Origin of the sequence: Nocardia sp. NPDC051900 (assembly GCF_044452545.1) — a bacterium.
Classification (GTDB): domain Bacteria; phylum Actinomycetota; class Actinomycetes; order Mycobacteriales; family Mycobacteriaceae; genus Nocardia; species Nocardia sichangensis.
Genome location: NZ_JBITBU010000016.1, coordinates 16401 through 32057, shown reverse-complemented (window position 1 = coordinate 32057; position 15657 = coordinate 16401). Strand labels below are relative to the sequence as shown.

The 15657-nt window shown below is 71.5% G+C and carries 5 protein-coding genes; 4 read left to right on the top strand and 1 reads right to left on the bottom strand.

The genetic code is table 11. The annotated features are described in order from the left end of the window. The first annotated feature begins 82 nt into the window (after positions 1-82). Genes ACIA5H_RS25610 through ACIA5H_RS25595 form a run of 4 tightly spaced genes read left to right on the top strand, consistent with a single transcriptional unit; the run spans position 83 to position 14671 of the window. A complete protein-coding gene (locus ACIA5H_RS25610) occupies positions 83-10066 on the top strand; it encodes an HAD-IIIC family phosphatase (RefSeq protein WP_397077786.1) in 9984 nt (3327 codons plus the stop codon). Then, positions 10063-12339, top strand: coding sequence for a thioester reductase domain-containing protein (locus tag ACIA5H_RS25605; RefSeq protein ID WP_397077784.1), 2277 nt, complete (start codon positions 10063-10065; stop codon positions 12337-12339). Before ACIA5H_RS25610 ends, ACIA5H_RS25605 begins: the two co-directional genes overlap by 4 nt. Next, positions 12339-13430 (top strand): esterase, encoded by a 1092-nt coding sequence (locus tag ACIA5H_RS25600; RefSeq protein ID WP_355080543.1) that lies wholly within the window; start codon positions 12339-12341, stop codon positions 13428-13430. Before ACIA5H_RS25605 ends, ACIA5H_RS25600 begins: the two co-directional genes overlap by 1 nt. Beyond that, positions 13427-14671 carry a glycosyltransferase gene (locus ACIA5H_RS25595; RefSeq protein ID WP_397077781.1) on the top strand — a complete coding sequence of 415 codons (1245 nt, stop codon included), beginning with the start codon at positions 13427-13429 and terminating at the stop codon, positions 14669-14671. The genes ACIA5H_RS25600 and ACIA5H_RS25595 overlap by 4 nt, the downstream gene beginning before the upstream one ends. Here the strand turns inward: ACIA5H_RS25595 and ACIA5H_RS25590 are convergent. After that, positions 14654-15652, bottom strand: a complete 999-nt coding sequence (locus ACIA5H_RS25590) for a Gfo/Idh/MocA family protein (RefSeq protein WP_379255809.1) — start codon at positions 15650-15652, stop codon at positions 14654-14656. The genes ACIA5H_RS25595 and ACIA5H_RS25590 overlap by 18 nt on opposite strands. Positions 15653-15657 lie beyond the last annotated feature (5 nt).

Genomic DNA, 15657 nt, shown 5'->3' with positions numbered 1-15657 from the left:
GGTCGGCCGTCGCGGACCGATCGCGGCGGCGACCGGCGAGCGCACGACAACCGTGACCGTCGAGTTCCGAAGGTTGTACCGCATGACCGATTACCGTTCGTTCCTCGATATCCTGCTCACCCGCGGCGAGACCGTGCCCGCCGCGACCGCGTACCGCTTCTTGCGCACCGGCGACGCCGACGGCCCCACCGACGACATCACCTATGCCGGGGTGTCTGCCCGGGCGCGGGCGATCGCCGCCGCGTTGCAGGATCGCGGCATCCGCCGGGCTCTGCTGCTGTACCCGTCCGGATTGGATTTCATCACAAGCTTTTTCGGCTGTCTGGCCGCGGACGTCGTCGCCGTGCCCGCCCCGCTACCGCAGCTGGACTCCCGGTCCCTGCGGCGGTTGCGGCACCTGGTCGCCGATGCCGGCGTGGACGCGGTGCTCACCACCGCCCAGGTCCGCGCCGAGGCCACCGCGCCGATCGAGCACCTGCCCGAACTGGGCGAGCCGGCCTGGCTGGCGACCGACGAGATCCCCGACGACGCGGCGGACTCGTGGCGCAGGCCCGCCGTCGGGCCGGACTCGATCGCCTTCCTGCAGTACACCTCGGGTTCGACGAGCGCGCCGCGCGGCGTCGTGGTCACCCACGCGAACCTGCTGCACAATGAACGCGCCATCGCCACGGCACTGGGCCATACGCCGGATCTGCTGGCTTCGCTCACCGACGCGCTGTTCGTCAGCTGGCTGCCGATGTATCACGATATGGGGCTCATCGCCCCCGTGTTGCAGACGATGTTCGTCGGCGCGAACGCGGTGCTGTTGTCGCCCAAGGATTTTCTGCAGCGCCCCGAGCGCTGGCCACAAGCGGTCTCCACGTTCGGCGCGCACACCAGCGGCGGCCCCAATTTCGGCTACGAGCTGTGCCTGCGCCGCACGACTTCCGAACAAATCGACCGCCTCGACTTGAGCTGCTGGAGAGTGGCGTTCAACGGTGCGGAGACGGTGCGTCCGGCCACGGTGCGCCGGTTCGCCGACACCTTCGCGAGTACGGGATTCCGGGCGGAGTCGTTCCAGCCGGTCTACGGCTTGGCCGAGGCCACGCTCATCGTCAGCGCCGCGCAGCTCGGCGCGCCGCCGACGGTGATCCTGCCGCCCGGCCGGTCCGAGCTGGTCGGTGTGGGGAGCCCGGCCGAAGGGCTGTCGATCGTCATCGTGGATCCCGACCGGCACACCGCGTGCGCCGACGGCGTCGAGGGCGAGATCTGGGTGACCGGAACCAGTGTCGCCGCAGGGTATCTGGGCAACGAGACGGCTACCGCCGAGACCTTCCATGCCGGGTTGGACGATGACGATCGCGCTTTCCTCCGCACCGGCGATCTCGGATTCTTCTCCGGCGGTGAGCTGTTCGTCACGGGCCGGCGCAAAGATGTGCTGATCATCGACGGCAAGAACCACTACCCGCAGGACTTGGAGTCGACGGTCGAGTCCGCGCACGAGGCCGTCCGCCCGGGGTGCGTCGCGGCGTTCTCGGTGGACGGGGGCATCGACGGAGAGCTGCCCGTGGTGGTCGCCGAAGTGCGCACCGAGGATCCCGCCGAGCTCGCCGACGCCGAAGCAGCGATCCGCGCGGCGATCGGCGCGGAACACGCGCTGACGCTGCGATCGGTGGTCCTGATCCGGCCCGGCGCCCTCCTCAAGACCAGCAGCGGCAAAGTTCAGCGACAAGCCTGCCGCGCGGCGTATCTCGACGACGAGTTCGCGCCGGTGTCGCCTGTCCGCGGAGAACTCGACGAGGCCGGTGCACCGTCGGGCGCACCGCGAGGCGAGGCGCTCGGCGCCGAGGAAATGCGGAGCTGGCTGGTGGAGATCATCGCCCGGCTGGCCTACCTCGATCCGGCGCGCATCGACGTGCACCGGCCGCTGGTCGAATTCGGTCTCGGCTCAGCGGATCTGGTGGAACTGGTCGTGGAGCTCTCCGACCGGGTCGGGCGGAGTCTGGACACCAACCTGTTCTTCGAGCACCCGACCATCGCGCAAGTCGTGGCGGCGCTGCACGATACCGCAACCGAGGACGCGCCCGTTCCGCAGCAGGAGCGCAGCGACGACGCCATCGCGATCATCGCGATGGCCTGCCGGTTTCCCGGCGGCGCCGACGATCCGGAAGCGTTGTGGCGCCTGCTCGACGACGGACGCGACGGCCTGTCGGAGGTGCCGCCAGGACGCTGGAGCGTCGACGGGCTCTACGACCCGGATCCGGCGGCGGAAGGCAAGGCCTACACCTTCCGCGGCGGCTACCTCACCCAGGTCGACCAGTTCGACGCCGCGTTCTTCGGCATCGGCCCGCGCGAGGCGGCGGTGATGGACCCGCAGCAGCGGCTCATGCTGGAGCTGAGCTGGGAGGCGATCGAACGGTCCGGCCGCGACCCCAGACAGCTGCAGGGCAGCACGACCGGGGTGTACTTCGGGGTGTACAGCACCGGTTATCTCGCCGACCCCGCTCCGAGCCAGTTGAACGGGCAGGTCGGCACCGGGCTCTCCCCGAGTGTGGCCTCCGGGCGGGTCGCGTACACGCTGGGTTTCCACGGACCCGCCGTCACCCTCGACACGGCCTGTTCCTCATCGATCGTCGCCATGCATCTGGCCGCGCAGGCGCTGCGCGCGGGCGAATGCGATCTGGCCCTGGCCGGCGGCGCGACGCTGCTGATGGGACCGACCGCGCACGTGGAGCTGTGCAAACTCGGTGTGCTGTCGCCGTCGGGACGGTGCGCGCCGTTCTCGGCGGGCGCGGACGGCACGGTGTGGGCCGAGGGCGCCGGTCTGGTGCTGCTGAAGCGGCTCGACGACGCCCGGCGCGACGGCGACCGGGTGCTGGCCGTGGTCCGCGGCTCCGCGGTCAACCAGGACGGGCGCAGCCAAGGTATCAGCGCGCCCAACGGATTCGCGCAGGAGCAGGTCATCAAGGCGGCGTTGCGCGCCGCCGGGCTGAGGCCCGCGGACCTGGACTACGTGGAGGCGCACGGCACCGGCACCGCCCTCGGCGATCCGATCGAAGCACGCGCCTTGGCGCGCGTCTTCGGTCCCGACCGGGAGCCCGAACGCCCGCTCGGCGTGGGTTCGCTGAAATCCAATGTGGGCCATACCCAAGCGGCGGCCGGCATCGGCGGCGTCGTCAAGCTGGTACTCGGGCTGCAACACGAGCGGATACCGGGGATGGCCCATGACGGGCCGCCGACGCCGCAGATCGATTGGGACGGCAGCGGTTTGGCCGTGCGGACCGATTCGGCGCCGTGGCCGAGAGGCGATCGGCCCCGCCGCGCCGGAGTGAGCGCGTTCGGGCTCAGCGGCACCAACGCCCACCTCGTTCTCGAAGAAGCGCCCGCCGTAGACGACGAGTCCGGCCCGTTCGACGACGAACCGGGCGGTCGCGGGATCGCGCTGCTGCCGATCTCGGCACGCAACCGGGTCTCGCTGCACGGTCAAGCCCGACGCCTGCTCGATCACCTCACCGAAGATCCCACACTCGATCCCGCACCCGTGTCCCGCTCGCTGGCTCTGCACCGCACGCCGTTCGAATGGCGGGCCGTCGTCGTGGCGGGCGAGCGGGGCGAAATGCTCTCCGCACTCGGCGATCTGGTCGAGCACCGAGCGGCGCCCGATGTGGTCGTGGGCGCGGACGCGGCGCTCACCGCGGGCAAGACGGCATTCGTCTTCCCCGGGCAGGGCGTGCAGTGGGCCGGGATGGCACGTGACATGCTGGCTCGCTCCGAAGTGTTCCGCGCCGAGTTCGCGCGCTGCGACGAAGCGTTCCGGCACCGCACCGGATGGTCGCTGGCGACCGCGCTGTTCGGTCTCACCGCGGCGCAACTGGGCGACTTCACCCTCGTGCAACCGCTGCTGTTCGCCACGATGGCGGCGCTGGCGGCCACCTGGCGGGACGCGGGCGTCATACCGGATGCCGTGATCGGCCACAGCCAGGGCGAGATCGCCGCGGCCTACGTCTCCGGTGCGCTGAGCCTCGACGAAGCCGCCCACGTCGTCGTGACACGCAGCCGCCTGATGGCCGGCATCACCGAGCAGGGCGCGATGGCGATGATCGGCCTGCCCGCACAGCGACTCGAAGAACGCTTGGCAACGGACACAGCGGTATCGATCGCGGCGATCAACATCCCCCGCTCCACGGTCGTGGCGGGAGCGCGCGAGGCGGTCGAGGCGCTCGTGCGCGAACTGGAGGACGAACAGGTCGACGTGCGGATGCTGGCCGCGGGACCCGCGCTGGCCGGGCATTCCGCTCTGCTGGAGCCCATCCGGCGGCAACTGCTCGACGAACTCGCCGGGGCGGCCGCCGCCGCGCCGGTCGTTCCCTGGTACTCGACGGTGCTGGGCGGGCGGATGACCGACCCCGCCGACAGCGACTACTGGTATCGCAATGCGCGGGAACCGGTCCGGTTCGCGAGCACGATCGAGCGGATGATCGGCGACGGATACCGGTATTTCGTCGAACTCGGCGTGCATCCACTGCTGACCACGGCGGTGCGAGCCGTCGCGGAGGACACCGGTCACGAGGTCGTCGCGGTCGGCTCGCTGGTGCGTGACCAGGACGGTCCGCGCAGCCTGGCCCGCGCCCAGGCCGCGCTGTGGGTGGCCGGCCACGACCTCGACTGGACCCGCCTCACGCCCGCGCACGGCCGCGTCGACCTGCCGACCTACGCTTTCGACCGGCGGCGGTTCTGGACCGAATCGGTGTCCGAGGACGCCGCGGCGCTGGGATTGCGGTCCGCGAGCCATCCTTTCGTGGGCGCCGTTGTGCCGCAACCGGATTCCGGTAGCGTGACGCTGACCGGCCGGATCTCCCTGCGGACCCATCCGTGGCTGGCCGAGCATGCCGCGCCCGCGGCGGTCGTCCTGCCCGGCACCGCTCTGGTCGAACTCGCCATCCGCGCCGGTGACGAGGTGGACACCGGAAACGTGCGCGAACTCGTGCTGCACGCCCCGGTGGTGCTCACCGAGGAGGCCGCGGTGCAGATCCAGGTGGTGGTCGCCGACGCCGACGCCGACGGTTGCCGACCCGTCTCGATCCACTCGCGACTCGAACGCGATCTCGACACCTCGTGGACATTGCACGCCCGCGGGATCCTGGCGGCGACGGACGAGACCGATTCCGGCGGCCTCGACGCCGACCGGTGGCCTCCGGCCGGGGCGACGGCCGTCGACGTCGAGGACATGTACGCGCGACTGTCCGATCGCGGGCATCGCTACGGGCCGCTGTTCCGGTCGGTGCGCGCGGCGTGGCGGCGCGGCGGGGACGTCTTCGCCGACGTGGCGCTCCCGGAGCACGCCCACGGCGATGCCGCACGCTTCGAGCTCCATCCCGCGTTGCTCGACTCCGCGCTGCACGCGGCGCTGCTGCTGGGCGCGGACGAGAGTGGTTCGGCGCTGCTGCCGTTCGCCTGGACCGGCGTGCGCTTGCATGCCTCCGGCGCGACGGCGTTGCGGGTCCGGATCTCGCTCGACGACTCCGGCGGGGTGCGGGTCATGGCCGAGGATCACACCGGACAACCGGTCGTGTCGATACGGTCGCTGCTCCTTCGGCCCGCACCCGAGGCGAAGCTGCTCGACAGCGCGTTGTCCGCCGCGCACCGCACCTTGTTCCGGCCGGAGTGGGCGGCGCTTCCGACGCCGATGACGCCGCGGCCGGTCACCGCCGTCGCATGGTCGCGGCTCGGTCCGCACGAGCCCGCGCCGGACGCGGTGATCATCGAAGCCGCTCGAGGCGATTCGATCGATACGGTGCACACGGCGGTGCGGCACGCGCTCGCAGGCCTGCAGGCGGCACTCGACGATCCGCGACTCGCGGCGGCGACCATCGTGGTACGCACCCGCGGGGCGATGGCGCTGCCCGGCGAGGACATCGAAAACACCGCGGGAGCGGCGGTCTGGGGCCTGGCCCGCACAGCGCAGTCGGAGAACCCCGACCGCATCGTGCTGGTCGACAGTGCTGACGCCGAGGTCGACGTCGCGACGGTGCTCGCCTCCGGTGCGGCACAGGCGCTGGTGCGTGACGGCGTCCTGTTCGCGCCGCGTCTGGTGCGTCCTCCGGTGTCCGGTGGTGCCGCCCCCGATTTCGGAGACGGTTTCGTACTCGTCACCGGAGCGCCGGGGCGGCTCGGCTCGCTGCTGGCGCGGCATCTGGTGCGGGCGCACGGGGTCACGAAGCTGTTGCTCGCCAGCCGCCGCGGCGCCGACGGCCCCGGCGCGGAGGACCTGCGCGCCGAGATCACCGGTCTCGGCGCGGACGTGGTCTTCGCCCGCTGCGATGTGGCCGACCGTGCCGCGCTGGCCGAAATGCTGCGCGGACGCGCACTCAGCGGCGTCGTGCACGCCGCGATGGTGCTCGACGACGGCACGCTGGGCTCGCTGACGCCCGAACGGCTCGAAGCGGTGCTGCGGCCGAAGGTCGACGCGGCGTATCACCTGCACGAGCTGACCTCGGGCATGGACCTGTCGTGCTTCGTGCTGTTCTCCTCGGTCGCGGGCCTTCTCGGCAATCCCGGGCAGGCGAACTACGCCGCCGCCAACGCCTACCTCGATGCCCTCGCCACCCATCGCGTCGCCCGAGGCCTGCCCGCGCAGTCGCTGGCGTGGGGTCCGTGGAGCCTGGACATGCACGAGGTGATGGCGGCGGCCGACATCCGGCGCATGGAACGCTCCGGCGTGCGCCCGCTCGGCGCGCGCGACGGCTTGGCCGCCTTCGACGCGGCGTTGCGCCGGAACGAGCCGGTGCTGGCGCCGCTGCGGATCGATGCCGACGCGATGCGGCGCGCACCATATGTTCCGCTGCTGCTGCGCGGGACGATCCGTCCGCCTTCGCGCCGAACGGTCGTGCACCGCGACGCCGCCGACCCGTCGGTGCGGTCCCGGTTCGCCGAGCGGCTGCGTGGATTGCCGCCCGCCGAGGCGACCGCGATCGCGATCGACGTGGTGGCGCGCCGGGCCGCCGACGTGCTCGGGCACTCCGGTGCGGAGGCCATCGCGGCGGACCGGTCGTTCCAGGGGCTGGGCATGGACTCGCTGATGGCGGTGGAACTGCGCAACCGGTTGCGCGACGACACCGGCATCCTGGTGCCGCTGAGCGAGATCTTCGCCGGGCGCAGTCCCGCCGCGCTGGCGGAATATCTCGTCGGCGAGGCGGCGCGCACGCAGACGGGCGAGCCCGCCGCGCGCCCGGACGACCAGGACGTCCCCGAGGTCGTCACGCTGCCCGTCACCCGCGATCTGATGCGGCTGCTGCGCACGGCCCAGCAAGGCATTCCGAGCGTCGCCCAGACCGGCGGGCTGGCCATGCGCTTGCCCAGGACGGTGGAACACGCCGAACTGGACGCGATTCTCGACCGCCTCGCCGCGCGGCACGCGGCGTTGCGCACGGTGATCGTGCCCAGCGACGAGCACGGCACCCGGTTGCAGGTGCGGTCCCGACCGGGCGGGCCGCTGTTGCGCTCGTCGGCCGTCGACCGGCTCGATCACGCCGTCACGCGCGTCCGGTTCCGCGAGCTGATGCGCGAGCCGTTCGACTTGGCGGAGGGGCCGCTGTGGCGGTTCGAACTGCTGAGTTCCGATTCCGGCGAGCAGGAGCTCGTCTTCGGAGCCCACCACGGTATGTGCGATGTCCAGTCGATGGTGCTGATCGCCGAAGAGATCGGCGCCGAGTTGTCCGGCGCCCAGTTCCCGGACACGCTGTCCAACAAGGACATGCACGATCTGCTCGCCGCCCAGGCGCCGCAGGCCGAGCCCGACGCCGAGTGGCGCGCGGAATTCGCCGGATGCGGCCGCCTCGAACTCACCCTCGCCCGGCCCAGGCCTGCTCAGCGCACCCACCGTGCCGGCGAGGTGCTGCTGGAGCTGCCCGCGGGGCTGCGCGAGCGGGCGGCGCGACGCGCTCGGGAGCTGGGCATCACGCCCGCGGCGCTGTTCCTCGGCACGCTGACAGTGCTGCTCGCCCGGCGGCAGGACACCGATCGTTTCGCGCTCGCCGTGCCGGTGGACACCCGCATCCACGCCGACGCGCCGACCGCGGTCGGCTACTTCGGTGTGCCCGTGCCGTATCCGGCGACCGTCGAGCCCGGCGAGTCGATCGACGACCTACTGCGCAGGTCCGGCGACCGGCTGCGGCGCCTGCTGGTGCCGGGTGCGGGTTTCTCCGACGTGCTCGCCACGCTCGCCGCGGAGGGCCTGTATCGGGACAACGCGCCGCTGGTCGCGGTGTACTTCAACTATCTGCGGGCCGATGCGCCGGTGCACCGCGCCGACCTGATTCCGGTGGGCACCGGATACTCCGATCTCGACCTCATGGTGGCGGTGCTCGCCGGAGCGGACCGCATCTGGTTCACCTACAACGCCGACATCATCGATGACGCGAGCTGCACCCGGCTCGGGCGCGACTACCTCGCGCTGCTCGAGGAGGTGGTGGAGCGTCCCGGGCTGCCGGTGCGCCCCGCGCGTCCGGAGGCGCCGCGCGGCGTCGCGTTCGCGGCCACGTTCGCGCTGGGCAAGCTGCCGGATCTGTATCGCGCGGCGGCACACGCTCACGGCATCGACGGTCCGACCGTGTTCGAGGCGCCGTACCACCACGTCCTGGCCGGGCTGCGCGACCCGTCCGGGGTCTTCGCCCAACCGTCGACCGCCCTGGGCATCGTGCTGTTGCGCGCGGCGGACCTGGAGCGATTCGGACCGCTCACCGACGACGATCTCGACGAACTTGCCGCGCGGTATCCCGCCGCCGTCCGGGAAGCCGCCGAACGCGCGCGCGTTCCGATCATCGTCGGCGTCCTCCCGTCGCCCGAACCCGATGGGCGACTGACGCGGTGGGACCGGCTGACCGCCGAGCGGCTACGGGAGATCCCTGGCGTCGCGGTTCTCACCGAAACCGACTGGACTCGCGACCACCGGGTGGCGCATCGCTTCGACGCGCAGACCGACGCGCTGGCACACCTGCCGTTCACCGAGGAGTTCCAGGCGGCGGTGGCGCTGACGCTCGCCGCCGTCGCCCGCACGGCCCTGTTGCCCGCGCCGAAGGTCATCGCCGTGGACGGCGACGACACACTGTGGAGTGGCGTGGTGGGTGAGATCGGCCCCGCGGCGGTCACTTTCGATCCGCCGCGGCGCACGCTGGCGCGGCGCTTGCGGCAATGGCGCGCCGCGGGCACGCTGCTGGTGCTGATCAGCAACAACGACGAGGACTCCGTCCAAGCGGTGCTGGACCGCCCGGACAGTCCGCTGCGCGCCACCGATTTCACCCTCGTCTGCACCGGGTGGGACAGCAAGACCGACCGGCTCGAGGCGGCGGCGCGAACGTTGGGCCTCGCGCTGGAGGAGGTGGTCTATCTGGACGACAACCCGGTCGAGATCGCGAAGATGCGTTCCCGCCTGCCGGAAGTGCTCGCGGTGACCTGTCCCCCGATCGAGGAGCTGACCGCGTTCCTGACCCGGTTGTGGCCGGTGACACCGGTGGCGGTGACCGCGGAGGACGCCGGCCGTGCGGAGTTCTACCGGCACGAGCGCGAACGCGATTTGGCCAGGGAGCACGTCGATTTCGCGCAGTTCCTGGACCAACTGGATCTGGAGGTGACCGTCGAGCCGCTGTCGGACCACGGCTTGACGCGTGCGGTCCAACTGGTCCGGCGCACCAGCCAATTCGCGCTGGGCTCGAGCACCGACCAGGATGTCGACCGCTGGCGGGAGGACGGCGAGGTGTGGACCGCCGCGGCGCGCGACCGGTTCGGCGACTACGGGACGATCGCCGTGCTGGCGATGCACACCGACGCGACCGCGCTGTGTGTGCGCGGATGGCATCTCAGCTGCCGCGCCCTCGGCCGCGGCGTCGAGGAACGCCTGCTCGGCTGGCTGGCCGACCGCGCGGCGGCGCTGGATCGCGCGACGGTGCGTATGACCGTGCACCGCACCGCGCGCAACGTGCCCGCCCGCCGGTTGGCCGCCGCGCTCGGCGGCGGCCACATCGACAGCGAACGAATCGAGGTCGACGTGCCGCTGGAGCGTCTGCGCACGTTCCGATCCTGGGCGCGATGACCATGGCCGACAAGGAGTTTCCTGTGCGCAGTCCGAACGGCGCGTACCCGCCGCCCGCCGAGCGAGCCGATCGGCGCGACCTCGCCGAGGCGATCGAACGCGGCGGCGGTCTGGACGTGTCCGCGTTGCTGGCCCGCGCGGGCGGCGACGTGGCCACCGCGACGGCGGCGATCGCGCGTCCCGGCGCGTGGGACACCGAGTCGCTCACGGCGGCGGTCATCCAGGTGGCCGACCGCTTCACCGTCGAGCCTCTCGGGCCGGACACCGATTTCTTCGACGGCGGCGGAACATCCGTCGCCGCGGTGCAATTCGTGGCGGCGCTCGCCAGGGAACTCGACGTCCACCTCGAGTTGGACGACGTGTTCGCCGACGCGCGGCCGCGCAGGCTGGCGCGGCGCTGGCTGGGCGCGCGAGCGGAAGCCACCGAACGCGAAACGCGGTCGCCGGTGGCCGATACCGTGGACGACGAACTCGCGCAGCTCATGGCCGACGTCGCCGGAGCCGACCGGCTGCCCTTCACCGACCCGCCGGAGCGGGTCGCGCCGCGCCGCGTTCTGCTCACCGGCGCCACCGGCTTCCTCGGCAGCCACCTGCTGCTGGACCTGTTGCGCGGCAGCGACGCCCACGTCGTCTGCCTCGTTCGCGCGCGCGACGACGCGGACGCCCTGGACCGGCTGGCCGCCGCGTTGACGCGTTTCCTGCTGCCGTGGTCGCCGGAGGTGCGCAGGCGGGTGACAGTGCTGCCGGGCGACCTGCGTGAACCGAATCTCGGCCTCTCCGAGAAAGCGTGGGCCGCGCTGGCGGAGGAGATCGACGCGATCGTCAACGTCGGCGCGGCGGTCGACTTCCTGCGTGGCTACCGGTCGCTGCGCCGCGGCAACGTGCTCGGCCCGCTGACCCTGGCCCGGCTGGCGGCAACCGGACGACCGAAACCGTTGCACCACGTCTCCTCCATCGCGGTGTTCAACGAGCTCGGCATCGCCTCGATGGGCGAGGACGATCCGGTGGCGAACATCGGCAAACTCGTGATCGGCTACGACCGGACGAAATGGGCGGCCGAGGCCGTCCTGCGGCGCGCCCGCGAACACGGACTGGTCGTCACGGTGCTGCGCCCTGGTGGAATCGGCGGGCACCGCGAGACCGGCGCGCACAATCCGCGCGACCTCAACAGCGGCATCATCGCGGCGCTGTCGCGGTTCGGCACCGTCCCCGCGCTGCGCAATCTCCATGTGGCCCCGGTCGATTGGGTGAGCAAGGTCGCGGCGGCGATCGTGTGCGCACCGACGGCGTGGGGCCACAACTACCATCTCACCGGCACGCCGACCACGCTGGAGCAGATGCTGGGTGAATCGGCGGCGATCGGCATGGACATGCGGGTGCGGCACTGGGCCGCCTGGTGTGACGAGGTGGTCGAGCGGATCCGCACCGAGCCGGTCCCGGAGCTGGAATCGCTGGCGCAGGTGCTGGGCAGCCCTACCGCGCGTCATCCGCTGGAGACGATGGCGTCCGTTCCGGCCGCGACCGACGAACGCACCCGCGCCTTCCTGCGCGCGCACAACCTGCCCCAACCGGTCCGTTACGGCGCCCGGTCGCAACACAAGACGCTGGAGATGCTCGCGGGCACCGGCCTGGCACGGCTGCCACAGCCGGAGGACTCACCGTATCTGTGGTTCGCGGAGACCCTGGTGGGCACGATCGGGCCCGTCGACGCGGCGGCGGACACTCCCTGCACGTTCGACCTGCGGCTGTCCATCGCGAGCACCCACCAGCTGGTGGCCGGGCGCACGGTCGATGTCGGGGGCGAGCTGCGGTGCGCGCGTCTGCACGACGGCCCGCTCACGGTATCCGGTGTGGCGTCGGTGCGTCCGCACGACGGCATCCCTATGCGGCACGGACTGAAACACCCGCTGATGCACTACCGGCTGTCGCTGCGCGACGCCGACGGCGGGACGTGGTGGCTGTCGGGCTACAAATACGCCGAGGCGCGCCGCACGATCATCCGGCAGGCACGCACGTTGACCGTCGAACTCGGCCGGGAGGACCAACCGGCGAGCCTCGCGGGCGAGGTCGCGGTCCCCCTGCACACCTACCTGCACGATCAGATCGACGGCATCCGGGTGGACCCACGCCTGTCCGAACGCCAGCGGCGGACCGCGAAACTGTTGTGGCTGAGCTGGTTCGGATCCCAGCTCGGCAAGGGCCTGCTGGAACCGGCGCTGCGCGTGGGCACCGAACTGCTGGATCTGCGCCGCAACGCGAAGGAGTCGCGCTGATGCTCACCCCCATCCGGCCCGGAGCCGCACCGGTCGTGGAGGAGATCCCGTTCCGCACCGCCGACGGGACCCTGCTCGGCCTGCGGCGCGTGGTCGTCGACGATCCCGAGCGGCCCTCGGTTCTGTTGGTCCACGGCCACGGCGTGTCCTCGGAGATGTTCCTGCTGCCGGAGATCCGCACGATCGTCGACGCTCTCGTCGACGCCGGATACCAGCCGTGGCTGCTGGACTGGCGCGGCAGCTGTCGGCTGCCCTACAACGCCGCAGGCCCGCGTTTCAGCTTCGACGACGTGGCGCTCTACGACCTACCCGGAGCCGTCGAGGAGATCCGCGGACGCATCGGCGACCAGCGGTTGTTCGTGGTCGCGCATTGCGTCGGCGCCCTGGCGCTGTCGATGAGCATGGCCGCGGGCCTGGTGCCCGGCCTCGCCGGAGTCGTCGCCCAAGGCGTGTTCCTCACTCCGAAAGTGAGCGCCGCGGTGCGGATGCGCGTGCTCGTCGGCGGCGAACTGCTCGGCTCCCGCGTCCATCACCTCGAGTCCGATTTCCGCAAAGTCGGGCTGTGGTCGCGGAAAACGCTGCTGTACGCGCTGCTCACCCGGAAAGGGGAATGCACAGACCCCACCTGCCGGATGGTCCACGGCGGCTGGGGCATGGGTGCCGAGCTGTTCGTCCACGACCATCTCGATCCGCGCACCCACGACCGCTTGGCGCAACTGTTCGGGCCGGTCCCGGTGCATGTGCTGCCGCAGTTGCGGCGGATGGAGCTGGCGCATGCCGTGCAGCGCTGGAACGACAACGACGACCGCTACCGCGTGCTACCGGAGAACGCGCTGGACCACGCCGACCGGATCGATTGCCCGGTCCTGCTGTTGTCGGGCAGCCGCAACGAAGTCTGGCTCGACTCCAACAAGCTGTGCCACGACGTGCTCACCGCCCGGCACCCCGGGCTGGACGTCCGCTACGTCGAGATCCCTTCCTACGGCCATCTCGACACCTTCCTCGGACGCGGCTCCGCACTCGACGTGTACGGGCACATCCTCGAATTCCTCGACGGCTGCTCCACACCCCGAACGCGGGATACGGCGTGAGCGAGCCACCGGGCGAGGGACGTTCGCTGCGCATCGCGATGTTCGCGGATTTCCACCCCGCCACCCTCGGCGGCATCCAGACGTCGATGCGCGCGCAACGCGCGGCGCTGGAACGGCTCGGGCATCGCGTCACCGTGTTCACCATTCCCCCGCCGGAGCCCACACCGCCGGACTCCGGGATCGTCGTTCTCACGACCACGGGCGGAATGAGCGTGAACGGGTATCCGGTAGCGCTGCCGACCCGCAGGAACGCGCGCCTCATCGACACGGTCTTCGCCGAGCGCGGTTTCGACGTCGTGCACGCGCAGACCACCTACGGCGCGGGCATCGCCGGATTGCGCGCCGCGCGCAGGCACGGACTTCCCGTCGTCCAGTCCATGCACAGCCGCGACGATTCCTTCATCGAACGCAATTCGCCGTTTCCCTACCTCGCCGCCCTCACCATGCGCGTGCTGCACGGCGGGTTCGTCGGCTTGCGCAAGGAGCTGCCGCGCCTGCCGGAAAGCCGAACGGCGCGGCACGCCTGGCGGCCGCTCGTCGCGCAGGCACAGGCCGCGGACCACGTCGTGGTGCCGACACGGCATTTCGCGCAGCGGTTGGCCGCTCACGGGGTGGATCGGCCGCTGCACGTGGTGTCCAACGGAGTCGACGACGATCTGGTGCGCGCCCTCCCGGAGCGTCCCCGCGACCGGGGGCCGCGGCTGCGTGTGCTGTGGTGCGGTCGCTTCTCCGCGGAGAAGCGACCGTTGGACGCCGTCGAGGCGGTGCGCCTGGCCGAGGGCTGCACCCTGGACATCTACGGTGCGGGAGCGCTGGAAACGCGCCTGCGCTCGGCCGTCGACCGGCCCGGCCTGCGTGAGCGGGTCCGGCTGCACGGCGAAGTGAGCCAGGCGGAGTGCCTTACGGCCATGCGTGCCAACGACGTGCTGCTGTTCCCGTCCGCCGGGTGCGACACGCAGGGCATGGTGCTGCTCGAAGCGGTCGCGGCCGGGATTCCGGTGCTGCACTGCGACCCCGACGTCACCGAAACCGTCCCCGAAGGCGGCGAATTCCGTGCGCGCGACGCCTCGACGGACGCGCTCGCCGAGGCGTTGCGCCTGCTGGCGCAGCATCGGGACCGGCTCGACGCCATGCGCGAGGTGCTGGCGCGGCACGCGGATCGGACGCTGCAGTCCCGGTTCACCGAACGCCTGGTCGCGGTCTACACCGAGGCGATCGCCGCGTCAGGCCGGTTGCCGTAGCGGCAAACCCGCCGCCGCGTAGATCGCGTCGATGACCGTCATCGTCGCCACCGCGTCGTCCGGCGCGGTGAGGACCGGCTCGCCGTGCCGCACCGCCGCGACGAAGGCGTCGAGCTGATAGGCGTAGGTGCTGCGGCGCGAGACCTGCTCGGTGCGACTGCCGCGCTCCGAACGCACCGACAGCCTGCGCGGCAGCTGCGGCGCCACCGGATTGAGCAACCGCAGTTCACCGCGTTCGCCCACCACTCGCGCACCGATGCGCAGCACGTCCGACGACCACATCGAGCAACGCAGCCGTCCGGTGTGACCGGAAGGAAAGCGCAGCTCGGCGCTCATCGCGCGGTCGATATCCTGGCCACGCAATTTCGCCGTCGCCGCGACGACATCCGGATTCTCGCCGCCGAAGACCCGCGCCATGTGGACCGCGTAGCAGCCCGCGTCCATCAGCGCCCCGCCTGCGAGGGTGTAGTCGTAGCGGATATCCGAGAACCGCGGCAGCGGAAAGCACATCGCGGTGTCCACCCGCACCAGCTCGCCGAGTTCGCCGGAGGCGATGATCTCCTCGGCCCGCCTGGTCATCGGGTGGTAGCGGTAGTGGAACGCCTCCATGACCACCCGGTCCGACGTCGCGGCCAGCGCCGCGATCTCCCGCGCCTCGGCGGCGTTGGCGGTGAACGGCTTCTCGCACAGCACATGCTTGCCCGCCGCGAGCGCCTCCTTGGTCCACCGGCCGTGCAGACCGTTGGGCAGCGGGTTGTAGACCGCGTCGATGTCGGGTGCGGCGATCAGTGCGGCGTAGCTGTCGAAGACCCGCGCGATGCCGTGCTTCCTGGCGAACGCGCGTCCGCGTCCGGGCTCGCGGGCGGCCACGGCGGCGACCACCACGTCCGGGCTCGCCGCGGCGGGCCGCACGAGAGCCGCGGGCGCGATGCGTGCGGCGCCCAGGATGCCGATCCGCAGGGGCGGTCCGGGTTGCGTCATGGGCG